Raw genomic sequence first — 17,818 nt, forward strand, 5'->3', positions numbered from 1 at the left:
CGCTTCAGCTCCTTCTGGGCTTCGATACTCTGAAGCGAACCGCCGATCCAAACTCTCAAAACCTTCGTAACTCATTGAATCTCAAAGGCTTTTCCGTTTCGACCGCGCCGGAAGTGGGGCGAATTATAGACCTGTAGGATTTGCCGTCAACCGTTAATTTCACTTTTCTGCCATAAAGATCAAAGGCACCGAAAACCAACTCTGGCACATGCCCCCCCACCCACTCTCCGGCAAAACGCGCTCTGTGGGAGCCGGCTTGCTGGCGATAGCCGTGTGTCAGCCAACGAAGATGTCGACCATGAAACCGCAATCGCCAGCAAGCCGGCTCCTACAAAAGATCGCGTGCACCTCAAGACCGGCATCGCTCGCACATTACCTGTCTTCTATATGGAAGAGCACGAACACCTTGAGCAATATATTGCTCAACGGCGCTTTGTTCCGCATCATGTACAGCTGCCTTCTTCCCTATAGACCCGGACGCCCCCACCCCATGACCCAGCAGTCCCGTAGCCTGGCCTCGACACTCTTTCCCGTCGGCCTGCTGCTTATCGCAATGGCTTCGATTCAATCCGGCGCCTCCCTGGCCAAAAGCATGTTCCCGATTGTCGGCGCCCAGGGCACCACCACCCTGCGCCTGGTGTTTGCCAGCATCATCATGGTGTTGGTCCTGCGCCCCTGGCGGGCAACATTCACCGCCCGATCCCTGCGCACCGTCATCATCTATGGCATCGCCCTGGGCGGAATGAACTTCCTCTTCTATATGTCCTTGAGAAGTGTCCCCCTGGGCATTGCCGTCGCCCTGGAATTCACCGGCCCCCTGGCGGTGGCGATTTACGCATCGCGCCGCGCCATCGACTTTCTCTGGATAGCCCTGGCGGTCAGCGGGCTCCTGCTGCTGATCCCCTCCGGCGCGACCAGCGCCAATATTGATCTGCTCGGCACCGGCTATGCACTGGGGGCCGGCGCATGCTGGGCGCTGTACATCCTGTACGGCCAGAAAGCCGGCAACGACAATGGCATCCAGACCGCCGCCCTCGGCGTGGTGATTGCCGCCCTGTTCATCGCCCCCATCGGTATCGTCCACGCCGGCACCGCCCTGCTCACCCCGGCCTTGATCCCGACGGCCATCGGCGTCGCCATCCTGTCCACCGCCCTGCCCTACAGCCTGGAAATGGTCGCGTTGACGCGCATGCCCGCCCGCACCTTCGGTACCTTGATGAGCATCGAACCCTCCTTCGGCGCGCTGTCCGGGCTGTTGTTCCTGCACGAGTACCTGTCCGTCGCCCAGTGGCTCGCCATCGCCTGCATTATCAGCGCCTCCGTCGGAGCCACGCTGACCCTGCGCAAGGAGTCCGCACCCGCCGTCGCCGCCGATTGATACAGAGTGTGAGCCAGCTCTGGTATTTACCGCTCAAATAGGACATGTTTACGCCTAACTCAATGCCAGCCTTGGAAATTTTGGACAGGGGGACTCAAGGAAGAATCAGGCGGCAGGAAAAAAGCCAAACCGGACGAGTTGATCCGGGGCAGAGATAGGGATGGTAATGAAACGCTTCTTGATAGTCCTGGCAGTACTTGCCGTCGCCGGCTGCGCCGCGACCTCGAAACCGATGAAATACGGTAAGCGCGGCGTGCATATCAACTGTTCCGGGCTGACATCCTCCTGGGAAAAGTGCTACGCCAAAGCCGCTGACTCCTGCAGCGACAACGGTTATCGAGTCCTCGCCAAGTCCGGCGATGCCGTGGAAGACCCGGGTGACTATCCGTTCGGCCTCAACCCGGCCGGCTATACCAGCCGCAGCATGATCATCATCTGCAACAAGCCATCCGCGCTAAACCCCAAAACGCCCCCGCCCTCTGACGATTGATTTCGTGGCGAATAACGCATGGTTGTGTTCCTGTTCACGGTCTTGACGCTTATCGAAGCGTAGCTGAGCACTGGTAAGCTCAGCCCCCCGACAACGACAAGGATGCTTCATCCATGAACAAAACCGTCGAGTTCTACTTTGACCTGGGTAGCCCGGCCTCCTACCTGGCGTACACCCAATTGCCCCGCCTTTGTGAACAGACCGCCAGCCAACTGATCTACCGGCCGATGCTACTGGGTGGCGTATTCAAGGCCACGGGCAATGCCTCTCCCGCCGAGATACCGGCCAAGGGTCGCTACATGATCCAGGACCTGACGCGCTATGCCAGCCGTTACGGCGTGGCCTTTCGCTTCAATCCGCACTTCCCGATCAATACCCTCTTGCTGATGCGCGCGACCACCGGCATGCAACTGCGCCACCCGGAGCATTTTGTCGATTTCGTCGACGTCCTTTATCGCGCCCTCTGGGTTGACGGGCACAACCTGAACGACCCGGCCACCGTCGCCCAGGTGCTTGGCGACAACGGTTTCGACCCACAACAGATCCTGGCGCTGACCCAGGACGAAGAGGTCAAGGCCGCTCTCAAGGCCAACACCGACCAGGCCCTGCAGCGCGGCATTTTTGGTGCCCCCAGCCTGTTTGTCGGTAATCAGCTGTTCTTCGGCCAGGACCGCCTCGACTTCGTCCGTGAAGCCTTACTCCAGGCTTGAGACCTGGATGTGGCAGGGGCCAGCTTGCCGGTAATGATGTCCGCTAGGACGATGCAAGGTCCAAGGACCGCCATCGCCAGCAAGCCGGCTCCTACAGGATCGCGGTGCCCCAGGGGAGTGAGTCAAGCCCGGAGATCAGCGATCAGATCGCGACCGTACGGGTGTTCAACCATTCCAGCGCCGCGCCGTCCAGCAACGGACTCAGACGCTCGCGTACTTCGGCGTGGTAGGCGTTGAACCAGTCACGTTCCTCCTGCGTCAGCAACGACGGCTCCAGGCAGCGGGTGTCGATCGGACACAGCGTCAGGGTCTCGAACTTGAGGAACTCGCCGAACTCGCTCTTGCCCGCCTCGCGGTTCAGCACCAGGTTTTCGATGCGCACGCCCCAACGGCCCGGACGATAGGTCCCAGGCTCGATGGAGGTGATCATCCCCGGCTGCATGGCGGTCTGCGGTGCCGCGACCGCCTGGTAGGCAATCACCTGCGGACCTTCGTGCACGTTGAGGAAGTAGCCGACGCCATGGCCGGTGCCATGCCCGTAGTCCACGCTTTCGGCCCAGATCGGTGCCCGGGCGATGGCATCCAGCAGCGGCGAAAGAATACCGCGCGGGAATTGCGCCCGGGACAAGGCGATCACGCCCTTGAGCACCCGCGTGCAATCGCGTTTCTGCTCGGCCGTCGGCGTGCCCACCGGCACCATCCGGGTAATGTCCGTGGTACCGCCCTGATACTGGCCGCCGGAGTCGATCAGCAGCAGGCCGTCGCCCTCGATCAGCGCATGCTCGGCCTCGGTGGCGTGATAGTGCGGCATCGCCCCGTTGGCGTTGAACGCGGCAATGGTATTGAAGCTCAGCGACACATAACCCGGACGTCGCGCCCGGGCGGCGCTCAGGCGTTCGTCGATGGTCAGCTCGGTCACCCGCTCGTGGCCCAGTGCGCTCTCCAGCCAGGCGAAGAATTCGCACAAGGCCGCGCCGTCCTGCTCCATGGCCTGGCGGATATGCACCGCGTCGTCGAGGCTCTTGCGGGATTTGGCCAAGGTCGTCGGGTTGAGCCCCTCGACCAGTTTCACCTCCTGGCCGAGGTTGTCCAGCAAGCCGACCGTCACCCGCGCCGGGTCGACCAGCAGGCTCGCCCCCGCCGGAATAGCGGCCAGCGCCGCGCCGACTTCGCGGTAGTCACGCAAGGTCACGCCATCGGCCTCGAGCACCTGCCCAAGCTCGGCACTCACCTTGTCCAGGGACACGAACAAGGTGACCTGGTCCTGGTTGACCAAGGCAAAGGAAACGAACACCGGATTGAAGGACACGTCGGCACCGCGCAGGTTGAACAACCAGGCGATATCGTCCAGCGTGGCGATGAAATGCCAGTCGGCGCCGCGGGCTTTCAGCTCGCCACGCAACTGGGCGAGCTTCTCGCCCCGACTGACCGTCGCCTGCGGCGGCAGGTGCTGATAGATCGGCTGGTTCGGCAGCGCCTCGCGGTCTTCCCAGACCTGATCGAGCAGGTCGATATCGGTGCGCAGCCGCGCCCCGCGTGCGCGCAACTTGTCGCCCAGGGTCCGCGCCGAAGCCAGCGCCATGACCGCGCCATCCACCGCGACCACGCCAGCCGGCGGTGTCTGTTCGGCCAGCCAGTCCAGCGGACCGGGTTGCCCCGGCAACAACTTCATCAGCTCGATACCGCTACCGGCCAACTCCTTGGTCGCCTGCTCCCAGTACCGACTGTCAGCCCAGACACCGGCGAACTCCGGCGTCACGATCAAGGTGCCGACCGAACCATGAAAACCCGACAGCCATTGCCGGCCTTGCCAGTAGGCGGGCAGGTACTCCGACAGGTGGGGATCGGCCGACGGCACCAGCAGGGCCTGAACGCCTTCACGGCGCATCAGTTCGCGCGTACGTGCCAGGCGCTGGGGAACGGTTCCTTGACTTGGGGTCTGCGTGCTCATTGTGTCTCCTGCTAACCACTTATTATTCAATTGTTATCCGATGCCATCACGGCCGGGCAACCGCCCAGAAGGGGGCCGGTGCGCTCAGGCTGGCTTTTATCGCCGACGCGGCGCGGTCGATGTCCTGCTCGGAGGTAAAACGCCCCAGACTCAGGCGAATGGTGCGACCGGCCAGCCGCGCATCATGCCCCAGTGCCAGCAGCACATGGGACGGCGCCTGGCTCGCGGAGTTGCAGGCGGAAGTGGCCGAGTACGCCAGGGATCGCCCCAACGCCGCCGCGTCGAACTCGCCTTCGACGAATGTCAGACTCAGGGTATGGGGGATACGTTCCGTCGGACTGCCGTTCAGGCGCAGGCCGGGGACATCCGCCAATTGCTCCAGCAGACGCTGGCGTAGTTGATGGATGCGGGCAACTTCCTCTTCCAGATGCTCGCTCGCCAGGGCGAAGGCAGTGCCCATGCCGGCGATCTGGTGGGTGGCCAGGGTGCCGGAGCGCAGGCCGCCCTCATGGCCGCCGCCGTGGATCTGCGCGTGCAGTTTCTGTTGCGCGCGCGGCCCGACGTACAAGGCACCGATGCCCTTGGGACCGTAGACCTTGTGGGCGGAAAACGACATCAGGTCCACCGGCAGGCGGGCCAGGTCGATGGTCACCTTGCCCGCACCCTGGGCCGCGTCCACATGGAACAGCGCGCCGTGCTCGCGCACCCGCTGGCCGATGGCCGCGATGTCATTGAGGGTGCCCAGTTCGTTGTTGACCAGCATCAGCGAGACTAGGAAGGTGTCCTCGCGCAGGACTTCGCTGACCATCGCCGCGGTGATCAGCCCTTCGGCATTCGGCACCAGGTAGGTGACGGCCACACCGGCTTCCTGGAGTTGCCGGGCGGTATCGAGCACCGCCTTGTGTTCGATCTGGCTGGTGATCACATGCCCGCCACTGATACCACGGGCCTGGGCCACGCCTTTGAGGGCCAGGTTGTTCGATTCGGTGGCACCGGAGGTCCAGACGATCTGCTCGGGGCTCGCCCCCACCAGGCTCGCCACTTGTTGCCGGGCCTGCTCGACCGTCTGCCGGGCACGCTGGCCGAAGGCATGGGTGCTGGAGGCCGGGTTGCCGAAATTGCCGGAAAACCCCAGGCACTCGACCATCACTTGAATGACCCGCTCATCCACCGGCGTGGTGGCGGCGTAGTCGAAATACAAAGGAAGTTCATTCATGGCGAAAAGACTCGTAAAGCGTGTCCCGCGGATCGATTGCTTGCTGCCCCCCACCCTCTGGGGTTGGACGAACAGCTGTACCCGATGGAAAACGATTAAAGAAAGATGGCTTTCATTAAAAGTGCGTAGGAACGCTCCTGAAATCCAGCTTACAGGCACGGGGAAGGTGTTGCGAGTGTCAATCGTGCGGGAACAGGGAGACACGCAAGGAGCGCTCAGTGCAGCAGTTGCTGCGCACTCTCATGCAACAACGGATACAGCGAGATCACCAACAGCAGCGCCATGCCTAGATTGAACAGCCGCAACCAGCGCGGGTCGCGCAGCACATTGCGCAACAGGCTGCCGCAGGCCGCCCAGACACTGACACTGGGGGCATTGATCAGGGCGAACACCGCCGCGATCACCAGGACGTTGGCGAAATAGCCCTGCAACGGCGTGTAGGTACTGATCGCACCGACCGCCATCACCCAGGCCTTGGGATTGACCCACTGAAACGCCGCGGCGTTCCAGAACCCGAACGGCCTGGCCTGCCCCGGCTCCACCTCGGAGACCGGTCCGGAACCGGCGATCTTCCAGGCGAGGTACAGCAGGTAGGCGCCACCGATATAGCGCAATGCCGTATAGAGCAGCGGATAGGCCTCGAACACCGCGCCAAGACCGAGACCCACCGCCAGCACCAGGACAAAGAAGCCGCAGGAGATCCCCAGGATATGGGGAATGGAGCGGTTGAAACCGAAGTTCACACCGGACGCCAGCAACATGGTGTTGTTGGGGCCGGGGGTCACGGAGGTCACCAGGGCGAAAAGGGCAAAGCCCAGCAGCAGGTCCAGCGAAAGGGTCATGACAGCGTCCGGTCACAAGGTCAGTCGGACATTCACCCTATCCCACGGGCCTGGCGGAACTCACGCACAGTTGACAAAAACTTGGACCGGTACAGTTTCAACCGCTAACACTGATGGCTGCTTCTGTTACTGCCACGGTTGCCACTAGCCCACCAGCGCACACTGCAGGGCGTCGTCGCGGCTGCGCTCGATGCTGCGCAGCACCTGGAACGAACCGAAAGTCACCGCCTTGGCCCGGTGGCTGCGGATCAGTGCCCAGAAATCCTCTTCGCCGCTTTCGAAACGGGCGAATGCCGCCTCGCCGTCTTCCCGGGAGCGCCATTGCAGCGTATTGAGCACGCACCGACCGTCATCGCTGGCCTGCACCGTGCCGCTGATAAAGCCACCCTCGACCCGGGCCAGTCGCTCGGTCTGCCGGGCCAGGGCAGCCACCAGCGCCTCCAGCTGGCCGGGCTCGATCTCGAACTGGATCAATTGGGTAAAACTGCGATTTTGCGCTGTCGACGGCATGAAAGGCTCCCCCGGGAAGTCGAACAGGATCTTGTGATCCGAGGCCACGCAGGGTAAAACCTCCAGCTAACTAGAGGTCAAGAGGTTTCTCCCCATGGCGACACAAAAGCCCCTGCCCACGGACAAGGCCCTTACGGTCGGTCAACTGGCGGCCCGTAGCGGCGTGGCCGTGACCGCCCTGCACTTCTATGAAAGCAAGGGGTTGATCAAGAGCTATCGCAACGCCGGTAACCAGCGCCGCTATCCGCGCGAGGTGCTCAGGCGGGTGGCCTTGATCAAGGTGGCCCAGCGCCTGGGGATTGCCTTGGCGGAGATTCACCAGGCCCTGCAGAGCCTGCCCGAAGGCCGGGCACCCACGGCTGCGGACTGGAAGCAGTTGTCGGAACACTGGCGGACCGGACTGGACGAACGCATCGCCCAGTTGACCCGGTTGCGCGACAAGCTCGACGGCTGTATCGGTTGTGGCTGCCTGTCGATGGAGAACTGCCCGCTGCGCAACTATGGCGATATGTTGGGTGCCCATGGAACGGGGGCGCGCTTGTTGGAGCCGAGGTAATGAGGTCGCGGCAACATTCGGTAATGGGTAAGATGGCGGCCTTTGAGCGCCACCCTGCCGCGCCCCCTGCCGATATTAAGCCGACCCGATGCCCTTCGATCTCAGCGTAGACCTGACCACCCTCGCCATTCTCGCCCTGGTTGCCTTCATCGCCGGATTCATCGACGCCATCGCCGGCGGCGGCGGGTTGCTCACCACACCGGCCCTGCTCACCGCCGGGCTGCCACCGCACCTGGTACTGGGCACCAACAAGCTCAGCTCGACCTTCGGTTCGGCCACCGCCGGCTTCACCTTCTATCGCCGCAAGCTGTTCCAACCGGGGCAATGGAAGCTGTCGATCCTCGGCACCTTTGTCGGCGCGCTGATCGGCGCCGTGACCGCACACTTCATGCCGGCCGAATGGTTGAACAAGATGCTCCCGGTGATCGTCTTCGCCTGCGGCCTGTACCTGCTGTTCGGCGGCACGCCCAAGGCGCCGCTGGACAGCAACGCGCCGATCAGGAAGACATGGCAATTGCCCCAGGGCCTCGGCCTGGGTTTCTACGATGGCGTGGCCGGCCCAGGCACCGGTGCCTTCTGGACCGTCAGCAGCCTGCTGCTCTACCCCATCGACCTGGTCAAGGCCAGCGGCGTGGCCCGCAGCCTGAACTTCGTCAGCAATGCCGCCGCGCTGTCGGTGTTCGTGTTTTCCGGCCAGGTGGACTGGGTGATCGGCCTGTGCATGGGCCTGTCGGTGATGGTCGGCGCCTTCTTCGGCGCCCGCACCGCCATCAGCGGCGGGGCGAAGTTCATTCGCCCGGTGTTCATCACCGTAGTCCTCGGACTGACCGTGCGCCTGGCCTGGCAACACTGGTTCAGCGTGGCCTAGGCCACACCACAGGTTTTATCCAGGCGGTCCGCCAGCCTGTCCCGGGATCAGACCGGCAGCACCGGTTCCGAATACCCCAGGCGCCGCGCCAGGTACAGATCGATCAGGTAGCGGGCGATGGAGCGCGAGGCCGGCAGCGGCGGCATATCGTGAATGCTGAACCACTGCGCATCCTCGATCTCGTCCGCCTGCGGCACGATCTCGCCACCGGCGTATTCGGCGTGAAAGCCGAGCATCATCGAGTGCGGGAACGGCCAGCACTGGCTGCCCAGGTACTGGATATTCTTGACCTCGATCTGCACTTCCTCGCGCACTTCACGAATCAGGCACTCTTCCGCCGACTCACCCGGTTCGGCGAAACCGGCCAGGGTGCTGTAGACGCCGGGCACGAAACGCGGCGAGCGAGCCAGCAGCACTTCGTCGCCACGGGTCACCAGCACGATCATGCTCGGCGAGATCCGCGGGTAGCTGCGCAGGTCGCAGGGCTGGCAGAACATCGCGCGCTCCAGATGCACCTGGGTCATGGCCTGGCCGCAACTGCCGCAGAAGCGGTGCTCGCGCGCCCAGGTGCCGATCTGCGCGGCATACCCGAGCATGCGGTAGAGCGTGTGATCGCCTTCGAGCATGAACGCCCGCAGGCCCTGCCAGCGACAACCCGGCAGCTCGGCACCGGACTTCAGCTCCAGCAGGTAGACCGGCTCGCCGTCCAGATGACCGATACCGTGCTCGGCCAGCAGCGACAGGTCCTGGCGCTTGATCCACTCGCGGGGAAACAGCACCCCGTTGTCGTCCAGCAGGAAACCGGAAGGGCCATGTACCACGGCCCAGCCACCGGCCTGCTCGATATCCAGTACAGCGGTTGTCCAGCGTTGAGTCATCGGGGTGTCCTTGGCAGGCTTCAATCAGGGAATTCGGCTTTCTGCTTGCTCATGTGCGCGGCGATGGCGACGCGCAGATCGGTGGATTGCAACATGGCGGCGTTCCAGGTGGCAACGTATTCGAGGCCGTCATCGACCCGATGGTCGCGCATGTAGCTGATCATCGCCTTGGTCCCGGTGACGGCAATCGGCGATTTACCGGCAATTTCCCGCGCGATCCCCATCACGCCATCGAGCAAGGCGGCATGATCGGGATAGACGCGATTGACCAGGCCGATCCGGGTCGCTTCCTCGGCACCGAACTGACGACCGGTGTAGGCCAGCTCCCGCAGCATGCCGTCGCCGATGATACGTGGCAAACGTTGCAAAGTGCCGACATCGGCGGCCATGCCGATATCCACTTCCTTGACGGAAAACTGCACGTCCTCGGCACAGTAGCGCATGTCGCAGGCGGCGATCAGGTCGACCGCACCGCCCAGGCAGTAACCCTGGATCGCCGCCAGCACCGGCTTGCGGCAGTTGTCGACGGCATTGAAGGAGGCTTGCAGCTCCAGGATCTTGCGCCGCAGCAGGCGGGCGTTGCGGCCGACATCCTTGCCCAGCTCGTTGGCCACCGAGGCCAGCAGCATCAGGTCGATACCGGAAGAGAAGTGTTTGCCGGCACCACTGATGACCACCACGCGCACGGCGTCGGTGTCGTCGATCCACTGGAAGATCTCGGTGATTTCGCGCCAGAAGGCCGCGTTCATCGAGTTGATCTTCTCCGGGCGGTTGATCCGCACATGGGCAACGTTGTCTACCAGTTCGACGTGGAAGGCTTGGTATTCGGACATGACGGACATCCTTGGCTGGGCGAAAAGAGAGTTGCCACTATAGCAAGGCACCCCGCCGGCCTATAGGAAGCGGATGTGCCAAAAACCGGACAATGCCCTGCAAGAGCGCAGTGGATGGCTGCCGTTGGCGGCCATCCACAAGGGATCTCACTCACCCGAGGCTGTGCCAGACACGGCCGTCACGGGCCAGCAGTTCGTCAGCCGCCTGCGGGCCGTTTTCCCCGGCCTTGTAGCCCTGTACCTGAGTGTCCACGCGCCAGGCATCGAGGAACGGTTGCACCGCCCGCCAGCCGTTCTCGATATTGTCGGCGCGCTGGAACAGCGTCTGGTCACCGGTCAGGCAATCGTAGATCAGGGTTTCATAGCCGGTGGACGGCTGCATCTCGAAGAAATCCCGGTAGGCGAAACCCAACTCGACATTGGTCATCGCCAGTGCCGGTCCCGGCCGCTTGGCCAGCAGGTCGAACCACATGCCTTCATTGGGCTGGATCTGAATCTTCAGGTAGGTCGGCTGCAGGCGTTCGACCTCGGTGTCACGGAACTGCGCATAAGGCGCCGGCTTGAAGCAGATGGCGATTTCCGTGTTGCGCACGCTCATGCGCTTGCCGGTACGCAAGTAGAACGGCACACCCACCCAGCGCCAGTTATCGATCATCACCTTGAGCGCGACATAGGTTTCGGTATTGCTGTCCGCCGCCACGTTGTTTTCTTCCCGGTAACCGGGCAACGCCTTGCCGCCCAGCTCGCCCGCGCAGTACTGGCCACGCACCGAATTGGCCCGGGCCTCCTCGACGCTCCAGGGGCGGATCGCACCGACCACCTTGGCCTTTTCACCGCGCACCGCATCGGCACCGAACGCCGCCGGCGGCTCCATCGCGACCATCGCCAGCAACTGGAACAGGTGATTGGGCACCATGTCCCGCAAGGCGCCGGTGTGCTCGTAGAAACTGCCACGGGTTTCGACGCCGACGGTTTCGGCGGCGGTGATCTGCACATGGTCGATGTAATGGTTGTTCCAGAACGCTTCGAACAGGCCATTGGAGAAACGGCTGACCAGGATGTTCTGGACGGTTTCCTTGCCCAGGTAATGGTCGATGCGATAGATCTGCTTCTCGCTCATCACCTTGAGCAGGCAGCCGTTCAAGGCTTCGGCGGTGGCGAGGTCGGAACCGAAGGGTTTCTCGACCACTACCCGGCGAAACGCCTCGGGACTGTCCACCAGCAACCCGGCCGCGCCCAGGCGCCGCACCACTTCACTGAAGAAGCGCGGCGCGGTGGCCAGGTAGAACACCGCGTTGCCGGTACCGCTGGCGGCGATCTTCTCGCCCAGGGCGACATAGGTCGCCTCGTCGAGGAAGTCGCCCTGCACGTAACTGATGTTTTTCGCCAGTCGGCCCCAGAGCGCACTGTCCAGGGCCTCCTCGGCTTTTTTCCCGCTCTTGGCCGCGACTTCGGCACGGCTGAAGTCTTCCAGCTTTTTGGCGAAGTCGACATCGCTGATGGCGTTGTGATCGACCCCGACGATATGCAAGCCATCCCCCAGCAGGCCATCGCGCATCAGGTTGTAGAGCGCCGGCATCAGCAGGCGCTTGACCAGGTCGCCGTGGGCGCCGAACAGAAACAGCGTGGTCGGCGGCGCGGGTTCGGCCTTGCGCCTGGTGCGCGAGGCATTCATTTTTTCGGTGTCTCCACGTGACCGCCGAAGCCGAAGCGCATCGCCGACAGCAGCTTGTCGCCATAGGTGCTTTGCTGGCGGGAGCGGAAACGGGCAAACAGCGAGTTGGACAATACCGGTACCGGCACCGCTTGCTCCATGGCCGCCTCGATGGTCCAGCGCCCTTCGCCGCTATCGGCCACCGCACCGCTGTAACCGTCGAGTTTCGGATCGCTGGCCAGGGCGTCGGCAGTCAGGTCCAGCAGCCAGGACGAGACTACGCTGCCGCGCCGCCAGACTTCGGCGATGTCCGCCAGGTTGAGGTCGAAACGCTGGTCCTCGGGCAGGCTCGGCGAGTTCTTGGTCTTGAGGATGTCGAAGCCCTCGGCGAAGGCCTGCATCATGCCGTACTCGATGCCGTTGTGGATCATCTTGACGAAGTGCCCGGCGCCCGGTGGCCCGGCATGGATATAGCCGCGTTCGGCACGATCGTCGGCGCTGACCCGGTCGCGGGTCCGGGGAATGTTGCCGATCCCCGGGGCCAGGCTGGCGAACAGCGGATCGAGGCGTTCGACCACCCGGGCGGCGCCGCCGATCATCATGCAGTAGCCGCGCTCCAGGCCCCAGACCCCGCCGGAAGTGCCGACATCGATATAGTCGATGCCCTTTTGCTCCAGCGCCTGGCCGCGACGAATGTCGTCCTTGTAGAAGGTGTTGCCGCCGTCGATGATCACATCGCCGGCCTCCAGCAGTCCGCTCAGTTCGGTGATGGTGTCCTCGGTCGGCGCACCGGCCGGCAACATGACCCAGACCGCTCGGGGTTTGTTCAGGCTGGCCACCAGGGCCGGCAGGTCGGCGACGCCGATGGCGCCCTCTTTGCCCAGGGCGGTGACGAAGTCGGTATTGCGGTCATACACCACTGTCTGATGGCCATCAAGCATCAGGCGCCGCGCGATATTGCCGCCCATGCGGCCCAGTCCGATGATTCCCAGTTGCATGCAGCGTACTCCCGATATCGATGAAAAATCACTGTCACACATTAGCCCAGCGGCAGGCGGATGTCTGTCTCGATATCGCCTGGGACGCTGACTGCAGGCACCAGCCGGTAGTTTTTCAGCCCGCCGTATCCGGCTCGCAGGTGTTGAAAAACAGCGCCTGGGCCACGGCCTTGTCGAGAATCCGGCCACGGTGGATATCCAGCGTCAGTTGCGCCCGACCGCCCTGCCCGGCCTGGATCCTGGCCGCCGCGCGCTGTCGGGCCGAAGCCTGGGCCTGGCTGCCCAGGCGTCGTTGCGCAAGGGTCTTCAGGTGCGCGCTGACAAACCCGGCATCCGCCGTCGTGGCCGCCGGGTAATGGAAGTGCGCGACCCACAGGGGGCGGCCATCCTTGTGGCTGATCACATACTCTTGCAAGAAGCCGCCCCGATCCTCCACCAGCCGCCCGCCGGCGCGGTGAATATCCACCTGGTCCTGCTCCTTCAGGTACTGCAGACGCGCCAACTGCGGCACATTGCGCTTGATCGCGGTGATACGCGCATGACGCCCTTCGGCGATCAGCCGGGTGGCTTCGAGGCGCAGGTTGTCCTTGAGCGCTTGAGCGGTGTTCACCTGCGCCGATGTCCCGCCGCCCTCACTGAGGGCCTGCTGGATGTCGTCCGCCAGGGCGTTCAGTTTCCGCGCTTTCAGCTCCAGGATACCTTGCAGGTCACGGGGGTCCTTGGAGGTTCCGGTCAGCGCCATCACCTGGCGAATCAAGGCCTCGACGCCCTCACGCGCGGCCTGTCCCTGGGTCACCAGCCTGGACAGTCCGACCTTGCGCGGGATCGGCGGCGCCGGCTCGGCCTTCACCTCTTCCCAGAAAGTGTCCTGGGCATCCTCCTTGTTCTCCTTGAAGGCCGACACCAGCCCGCCATTGGGATCGGTGATCTCGACGATCTCGTCCTCCTGCTCGGGCGTGCGCTCGCGTACCCGCCCGACAAACACCTCGCGGTTACGGGTCCGGATAAACTTCTTCCGCGTGCCGCCAGCCACCGGACCGGGTTTGGGCACGGGGTCGGGTTCGGCCGGCGCGGTCTCCTCCCACAAGTCGAACAGCCTGCTCAGCGCCCCTTCACGCAACTGCGCCAACAGCCCTGACAGGCGCGTGGCATATTCGAACAGACGCTGTTGCGGCATCAGGCCCTGCAAGTAGTTCAGCAGGTCGCGGGTCTCGTCGTAACGGCTGACGGCCGTCAGCAAGGCATCGATCCGGTCCTGCCGCGGGTCCTCGGCACTCAGGCGATTGATCGTGTTGGTCACGTATTTGGTTTGCTCGGCACTGTGCTTGATGGCCGCGAAGATCTGATCGTCCATTTGCAAGGTGATCTGCAAAGGCAGTTCATCCAGGGTCAAGGCCAGCAGGGTCGGCAGTTGCACCGCCTGCCAGTCCAACGGGGTGAACGGCTGCACCAGCGCTTGCTCCAGTGCGGCGGCTTGCGCCGGCCCCAGTTCGGGAATCGCCCGCAACTCGTCGAGCGCGGCATATTCCCGGGTGCTCCAGAGGATCTGCTTGTCGGTGATATCGGCATTGTTCTTCAGGTTGGCGACGACCTGGGCATAACGGGCCTCCGTGTCAGCGGCGATCATCTCGTTGATCTCCCGGACACTCAGGCTGCCTTCGCGACCCACCGCCAGGGACACGTTCAACAACGTCCGGCAATTGCGCACGCTGTCGGCCAAGGCGGCCACCAGCGTCGCAGGCTTCGGCTCCACCTGGCGATTGTCATTGAACGCTTTGATCAGACGAATCTTTTCTTCGAGGACAACCTGCAGGTCCTCCAGCTTGCCCAGGTATTCACGGCGCTTGTCACTGCGTTGCCGGTCGCTGAAGTTCTTCGCGGTCTTGCCCTCACTCATGGTCTCAAGACGCCTGCGCAGTATTTCGGCCTCGTTCAACAGGCTGCCGATACGCGCCGACGCCTGGGCCACTTGCCCGTGCAGCGCGCTGGCCCGGTCGCGCAGCTTGCGTTGCAGGCGCGCCTGCACGGTTTCACGGCCGCTGCCACCGCGCAGGCGCAGGCGCAGATCGAGGCGCCAGCGACCTTGCTCATCGCGGTCCAGAAACGGCCCCGGGGCTCCCGCACCATCGACCACACGGGGACCGTCATCGCTCCATGCGACCTGATACAGGGTATTTTCGATCAGCACGTGCCAGCCCTTGTCCCCGGGGCCACCGAGATGCACCAGTCCCTCGTTCGGGCCGCTTGCAGAAACCGAGCCGAGGCTATCGAGTCGCGGCGGCGTGTCGAAGACCCTGACACTGAACTTCTCCAGTGCTTTGCGGGAGGCCGCCGACAGGGCACGGCGCGGATTCGACCAGGACAAGTCGAAAGGCGGCAGGGACGCATCATCGGTGGCCAGGGGCGATGTGATCCGCTCAAGCGATGCCTCTCCCTCGATCGCCAAGGACTCGCCCTTATCCACCGACTCCGGCGCCATAAACAACTCCGGCAACGATTCGCGCTCGCCCGCTGTCACCTCATGCAACAGCACCGTCGCCAGGTTGCTCAGCATGTCGGCCCAAGCCTGGGCCCGGGCCTCCTCGTCGTCGCCCTGCAACCCCGGCAGATCCTGGCGAACACTGCGATAGAGCAGGATCAGCCAGCCGGCTTGGGTCAACGGGCCGCTGGCAAACATCAGCATCGAACTGAACAGTTGCCATCCGCTGTCCCTCAACCGCGCCCAGCGTTTTTCCGCGTTCGACAACAACTGCATGTCGGCCTGGCGGATCACCGCATTGATACAGGCATGAAACAGATGATGGACATAGCCCTCGGCAACTTCCTCGCTGCCCAGGGTTGCCGGTGCCGGTGGGGCCGGCAACGGCGCGGCCTCATCGCCCGGCAGGACCGAGCCTAGATGGGGCTGACGGAAACCGCCGTTGGCATACACCGCGCGTCTATCGGCGGCGAGCCAGGTCAGCACACTGTCCTGCAATGCACCGGGTTGCCCGATCGCCTCCAGCAGCGCGGGCCGGCTGACATGTTCGCCCAGGGGCGGGTCGAACAGCGGCCGATAAAGCAGATGCGGCCCCCGGCTGGTGTCCCGGGGCTCGATGAGAAACATACCCGCCACCTTGTCCGGGCTCGCGTCGGGACTGGCCTGAAAGGCCAGAGGCCGGAGCACGATCGGCAGACCGCCGACCTGGCGTTCATCGGCGTCGAACGCCAACATCGCCCTGACCAACCGATACCCACTCTCGGTCATCCCCTGTTCGCCACGGAGCTTGAGCTCCAGTGCCGCCAGGGGCAGTTGGGCCTGGATCTGGTGGTAAAAGCGTTGCTGGCGGAACACCGCATAACGCGTATCGTCCAACAGCCGCTGCCGCAAGTAAGCCGGGTAGCCGGCACCGATATCCACCTCGGTGATCAGTTCCAGCAGATAGTCGGTCGTCATCCAGTCCGGCAGCGGGGCCCCACCGGCGAGCCGGATGCGCATCTGCGTGGCGCCGAAACGAAAATCATCGAGGTTTTCCAGCGCCAGTTCGGGCAGCGTCAGCTCGACTTCCTCGAACTCACCCAGCACATCCGGCAACAGCGGCTTGCGCCGGTATTTCTCCAGCGTAAGCAGGATGTCCTGCATGCGAATCTCCGGCATCTGCGGATGCCGCCGCGCCATGGCCTCCCTCAGCGTCTGCCGGCTAAAGCGCGACAGCGAAGCCACCTCGTCGAAAAGACTGTGGGACGATGACTTGCCCAGTGCCGCGACCAGTGTCGACAACAGCCCGGCATAGTCGCGCCGGTCCGCCTCCGCGGCGTTCAGCAGCCACAGCGGCGCCGCCTCGCGCACCCGCCGTTGCAGAGGGGTGAGCGGCGCAGGCGCGGGCGTCGCGAACCAGTCTCCCGGGTCAGTGATACGCTCGACTCGCGCCGACCAGGACTCGCCAAGCCCCTGCGTAACACTGCGCGGCAAACGCTCCAGCGCGCGCAACTGGTTTTCCAGCAAGGCCCCGGCCAGGTTGTCGAAGACATTCAGCTGCGAGGGGATCAGTTCGACCTTCCCGGGATCCGGCAGTTGACCCCGCAATAGCGTCCAGAGCTCATCGACAGGCTGCAAGCGCTGCACATCATGGCCTGGACGGAGCAGGAAGTAGGCAAAGTCCGACGCTGACAGCTGGCGGGCGAAGACCACCGCGACGGGCGTGATGCCGAGCCGTTCCCGCCGATCCTTGGCATGCAGCAGATAGGCAGCCAGGGCATTCTTGCCCAGCAGGCTGTCACGGAGTGACTGGTCTGCGCTGACCAGCGCCTTGGGCAGCCTCTGGCTGGCCTGGAGCGCCAGGCTATTGGGCAAACCGCCGGCACCGTACATCGAAACGAACAGCAGGTTCGAGAGTGCCGCGCAACGGCTGGGAATCTCTGGCGTGTGCCGATCCCAGCCAGGCACCCAGGCGTCCGATCCCGGGACCTTGCCCGCCCAGTCGGGCACCGGCTCGTTCCAGAACGCGACCAGCTGTGCCTTGAACACTTCGAGCAGGGCATCGCCCCAATGATTGAGCGTCGCGCCCAACCGCTTCAGGTCCACCGTAGCGATGGCAACCTCGACCTGCGAGCCGGGTGCCCGGCTCACCAGTATCGAATCGGGAGCGTCATAACGCGGGCTCCAACCCTCGCTGAAGCGGCGCAACAAGACTTCGGACAAGCCGCTGTACCGATAACGGGATGCCGGCTCCCGCTCGCCCAGCCAAAGGGTTTCAGCCTGGATCCGTTGCCCCTGGACCCTGAGGTCGGGAGCGTGTTGGTCCAGCGCCGCCTGCACCAGCGAGCCCACCACCGACGACAGGGTCGGTCGAGCGGCGAAGAGCGCGCGGGCAGTGTTTCGGTAGTGCTGAAGTGAAGTCTCCAGCGAGGTCGGCAGGGAGATCATGAGGCCGCAATCCTTGACGTGGGAAAGC

Annotated in this window: 15 protein-coding genes; 6 read left to right on the plus strand and 9 right to left on the minus strand. The window is 63.8% G+C overall.

From position 1 onward, the window contains the following. The first annotated feature begins 273 nt into the window (after positions 1-273). From UCMB321_RS30795 to UCMB321_RS18010, 4 genes are all read left to right on the plus strand, one after another. Entirely contained in the window at positions 274-471 is a 198-nt protein-coding gene (locus tag UCMB321_RS30795; RefSeq protein WP_157015997.1) for a hypothetical protein, read from the plus strand. Positions 472-490: 19 nt separating this feature from the next. Next, complete coding sequence (gene rhtA, locus UCMB321_RS18000) at positions 491-1,378, plus strand: threonine/homoserine exporter RhtA (RefSeq protein ID WP_040069399.1); 888 nt, start codon at positions 491-493, stop codon at positions 1,376-1,378. A gap of 166 nt (positions 1,379-1,544) precedes the next feature. Continuing rightward, on the plus strand, positions 1,545-1,868 hold the full coding sequence (locus UCMB321_RS18005; protein WP_040069402.1) for a hypothetical protein: 324 nt from the start codon (positions 1,545-1,547) through the stop codon (positions 1,866-1,868). A 113-nt stretch (positions 1,869-1,981) separates the two neighbouring features. Further along, a complete protein-coding gene (locus UCMB321_RS18010; RefSeq protein WP_040069404.1) occupies positions 1,982-2,578 on the plus strand; it encodes a 2-hydroxychromene-2-carboxylate isomerase in 597 nt (198 codons plus the stop codon). Between the two features lie 142 nt (positions 2,579-2,720). Here the strand turns inward: UCMB321_RS18010 and UCMB321_RS18015 are convergent, their stop codons facing one another. The 4 genes from UCMB321_RS18015 to UCMB321_RS18030 all read right to left on the minus strand — a co-directional run bounded on the left by UCMB321_RS18015 (position 2,721) and on the right by UCMB321_RS18030 (position 7,097). Continuing rightward, positions 2,721-4,529, minus strand: coding sequence for an aminopeptidase P family protein (locus UCMB321_RS18015; protein WP_040069407.1), 1,809 nt, complete (start codon positions 4,527-4,529; stop codon positions 2,721-2,723). A 46-nt stretch (positions 4,530-4,575) separates the two neighbouring features. Then, positions 4,576-5,745 carry a cysteine desulfurase family protein gene (locus UCMB321_RS18020; protein ID WP_040069410.1) on the minus strand — a complete coding sequence of 390 codons (1,170 nt, stop codon included), beginning with the start codon at positions 5,743-5,745 and terminating at the stop codon, positions 4,576-4,578. 215 nt (positions 5,746-5,960) lie between these two features. Then, positions 5,961-6,587: a LysE family translocator gene (locus tag UCMB321_RS18025; protein WP_040069412.1), complete on the minus strand. Its 627-nt coding sequence runs from the start codon at positions 6,585-6,587 to the stop codon at positions 5,961-5,963. A gap of 144 nt (positions 6,588-6,731) precedes the next feature. Continuing rightward, complete coding sequence (locus tag UCMB321_RS18030; protein WP_040069518.1) at positions 6,732-7,097, minus strand: antibiotic biosynthesis monooxygenase; 366 nt, start codon at positions 7,095-7,097, stop codon at positions 6,732-6,734. A gap of 94 nt (positions 7,098-7,191) precedes the next feature. On the opposite strand from UCMB321_RS18030, the gene soxR reads away from it, so the two are divergent. Continuing rightward, positions 7,192-7,653 (plus strand): redox-sensitive transcriptional activator SoxR, encoded by a 462-nt coding sequence (soxR, locus tag UCMB321_RS18035; RefSeq protein WP_040069414.1) that lies wholly within the window; start codon positions 7,192-7,194, stop codon positions 7,651-7,653. 88 nt (positions 7,654-7,741) lie between these two features. Then, complete coding sequence (locus UCMB321_RS18040; protein ID WP_040069416.1) at positions 7,742-8,521, plus strand: TSUP family transporter; 780 nt, start codon at positions 7,742-7,744, stop codon at positions 8,519-8,521. 47 nt (positions 8,522-8,568) lie between these two features. Here UCMB321_RS18040 and nudC read toward each other — a convergent pair whose 3' ends face one another. From nudC to UCMB321_RS18065, 5 genes are all read right to left on the minus strand, one after another. Beyond that, positions 8,569-9,399 carry an NAD(+) diphosphatase gene (gene nudC / locus UCMB321_RS18045; RefSeq protein WP_040069418.1) on the minus strand — a complete coding sequence of 277 codons (831 nt, stop codon included), beginning with the start codon at positions 9,397-9,399 and terminating at the stop codon, positions 8,569-8,571. A gap of 20 nt (positions 9,400-9,419) precedes the next feature. After that, complete coding sequence (locus UCMB321_RS18050; protein WP_040069420.1) at positions 9,420-10,232, minus strand: crotonase/enoyl-CoA hydratase family protein; 813 nt, start codon at positions 10,230-10,232, stop codon at positions 9,420-9,422. Between the two features lie 151 nt (positions 10,233-10,383). Continuing rightward, a complete protein-coding gene (gene zwf / locus UCMB321_RS18055; protein ID WP_040069422.1) occupies positions 10,384-11,907 on the minus strand; it encodes a glucose-6-phosphate dehydrogenase in 1,524 nt (507 codons plus the stop codon). Further along, positions 11,904-12,884 carry a phosphogluconate dehydrogenase (NAD(+)-dependent, decarboxylating) gene (gene gnd / locus UCMB321_RS18060; protein ID WP_040069424.1) on the minus strand — a complete coding sequence of 327 codons (981 nt, stop codon included), beginning with the start codon at positions 12,882-12,884 and terminating at the stop codon, positions 11,904-11,906. The genes zwf and gnd overlap by 4 nt, the downstream gene beginning before the upstream one ends. Before the next feature lie 115 nt (positions 12,885-12,999). Further along, a complete protein-coding gene (locus UCMB321_RS18065) occupies positions 13,000-17,790 on the minus strand; it encodes a syntaxin family protein (RefSeq protein ID WP_040069426.1) in 4,791 nt (1,596 codons plus the stop codon). Between the last annotated feature and the right edge of the window lie 28 nt (positions 17,791-17,818).

The sequence above is a fragment of the Pseudomonas batumici genome, assembly GCF_000820515.1.
Classification (GTDB): domain Bacteria; phylum Pseudomonadota; class Gammaproteobacteria; order Pseudomonadales; family Pseudomonadaceae; genus Aquipseudomonas; species Aquipseudomonas batumici.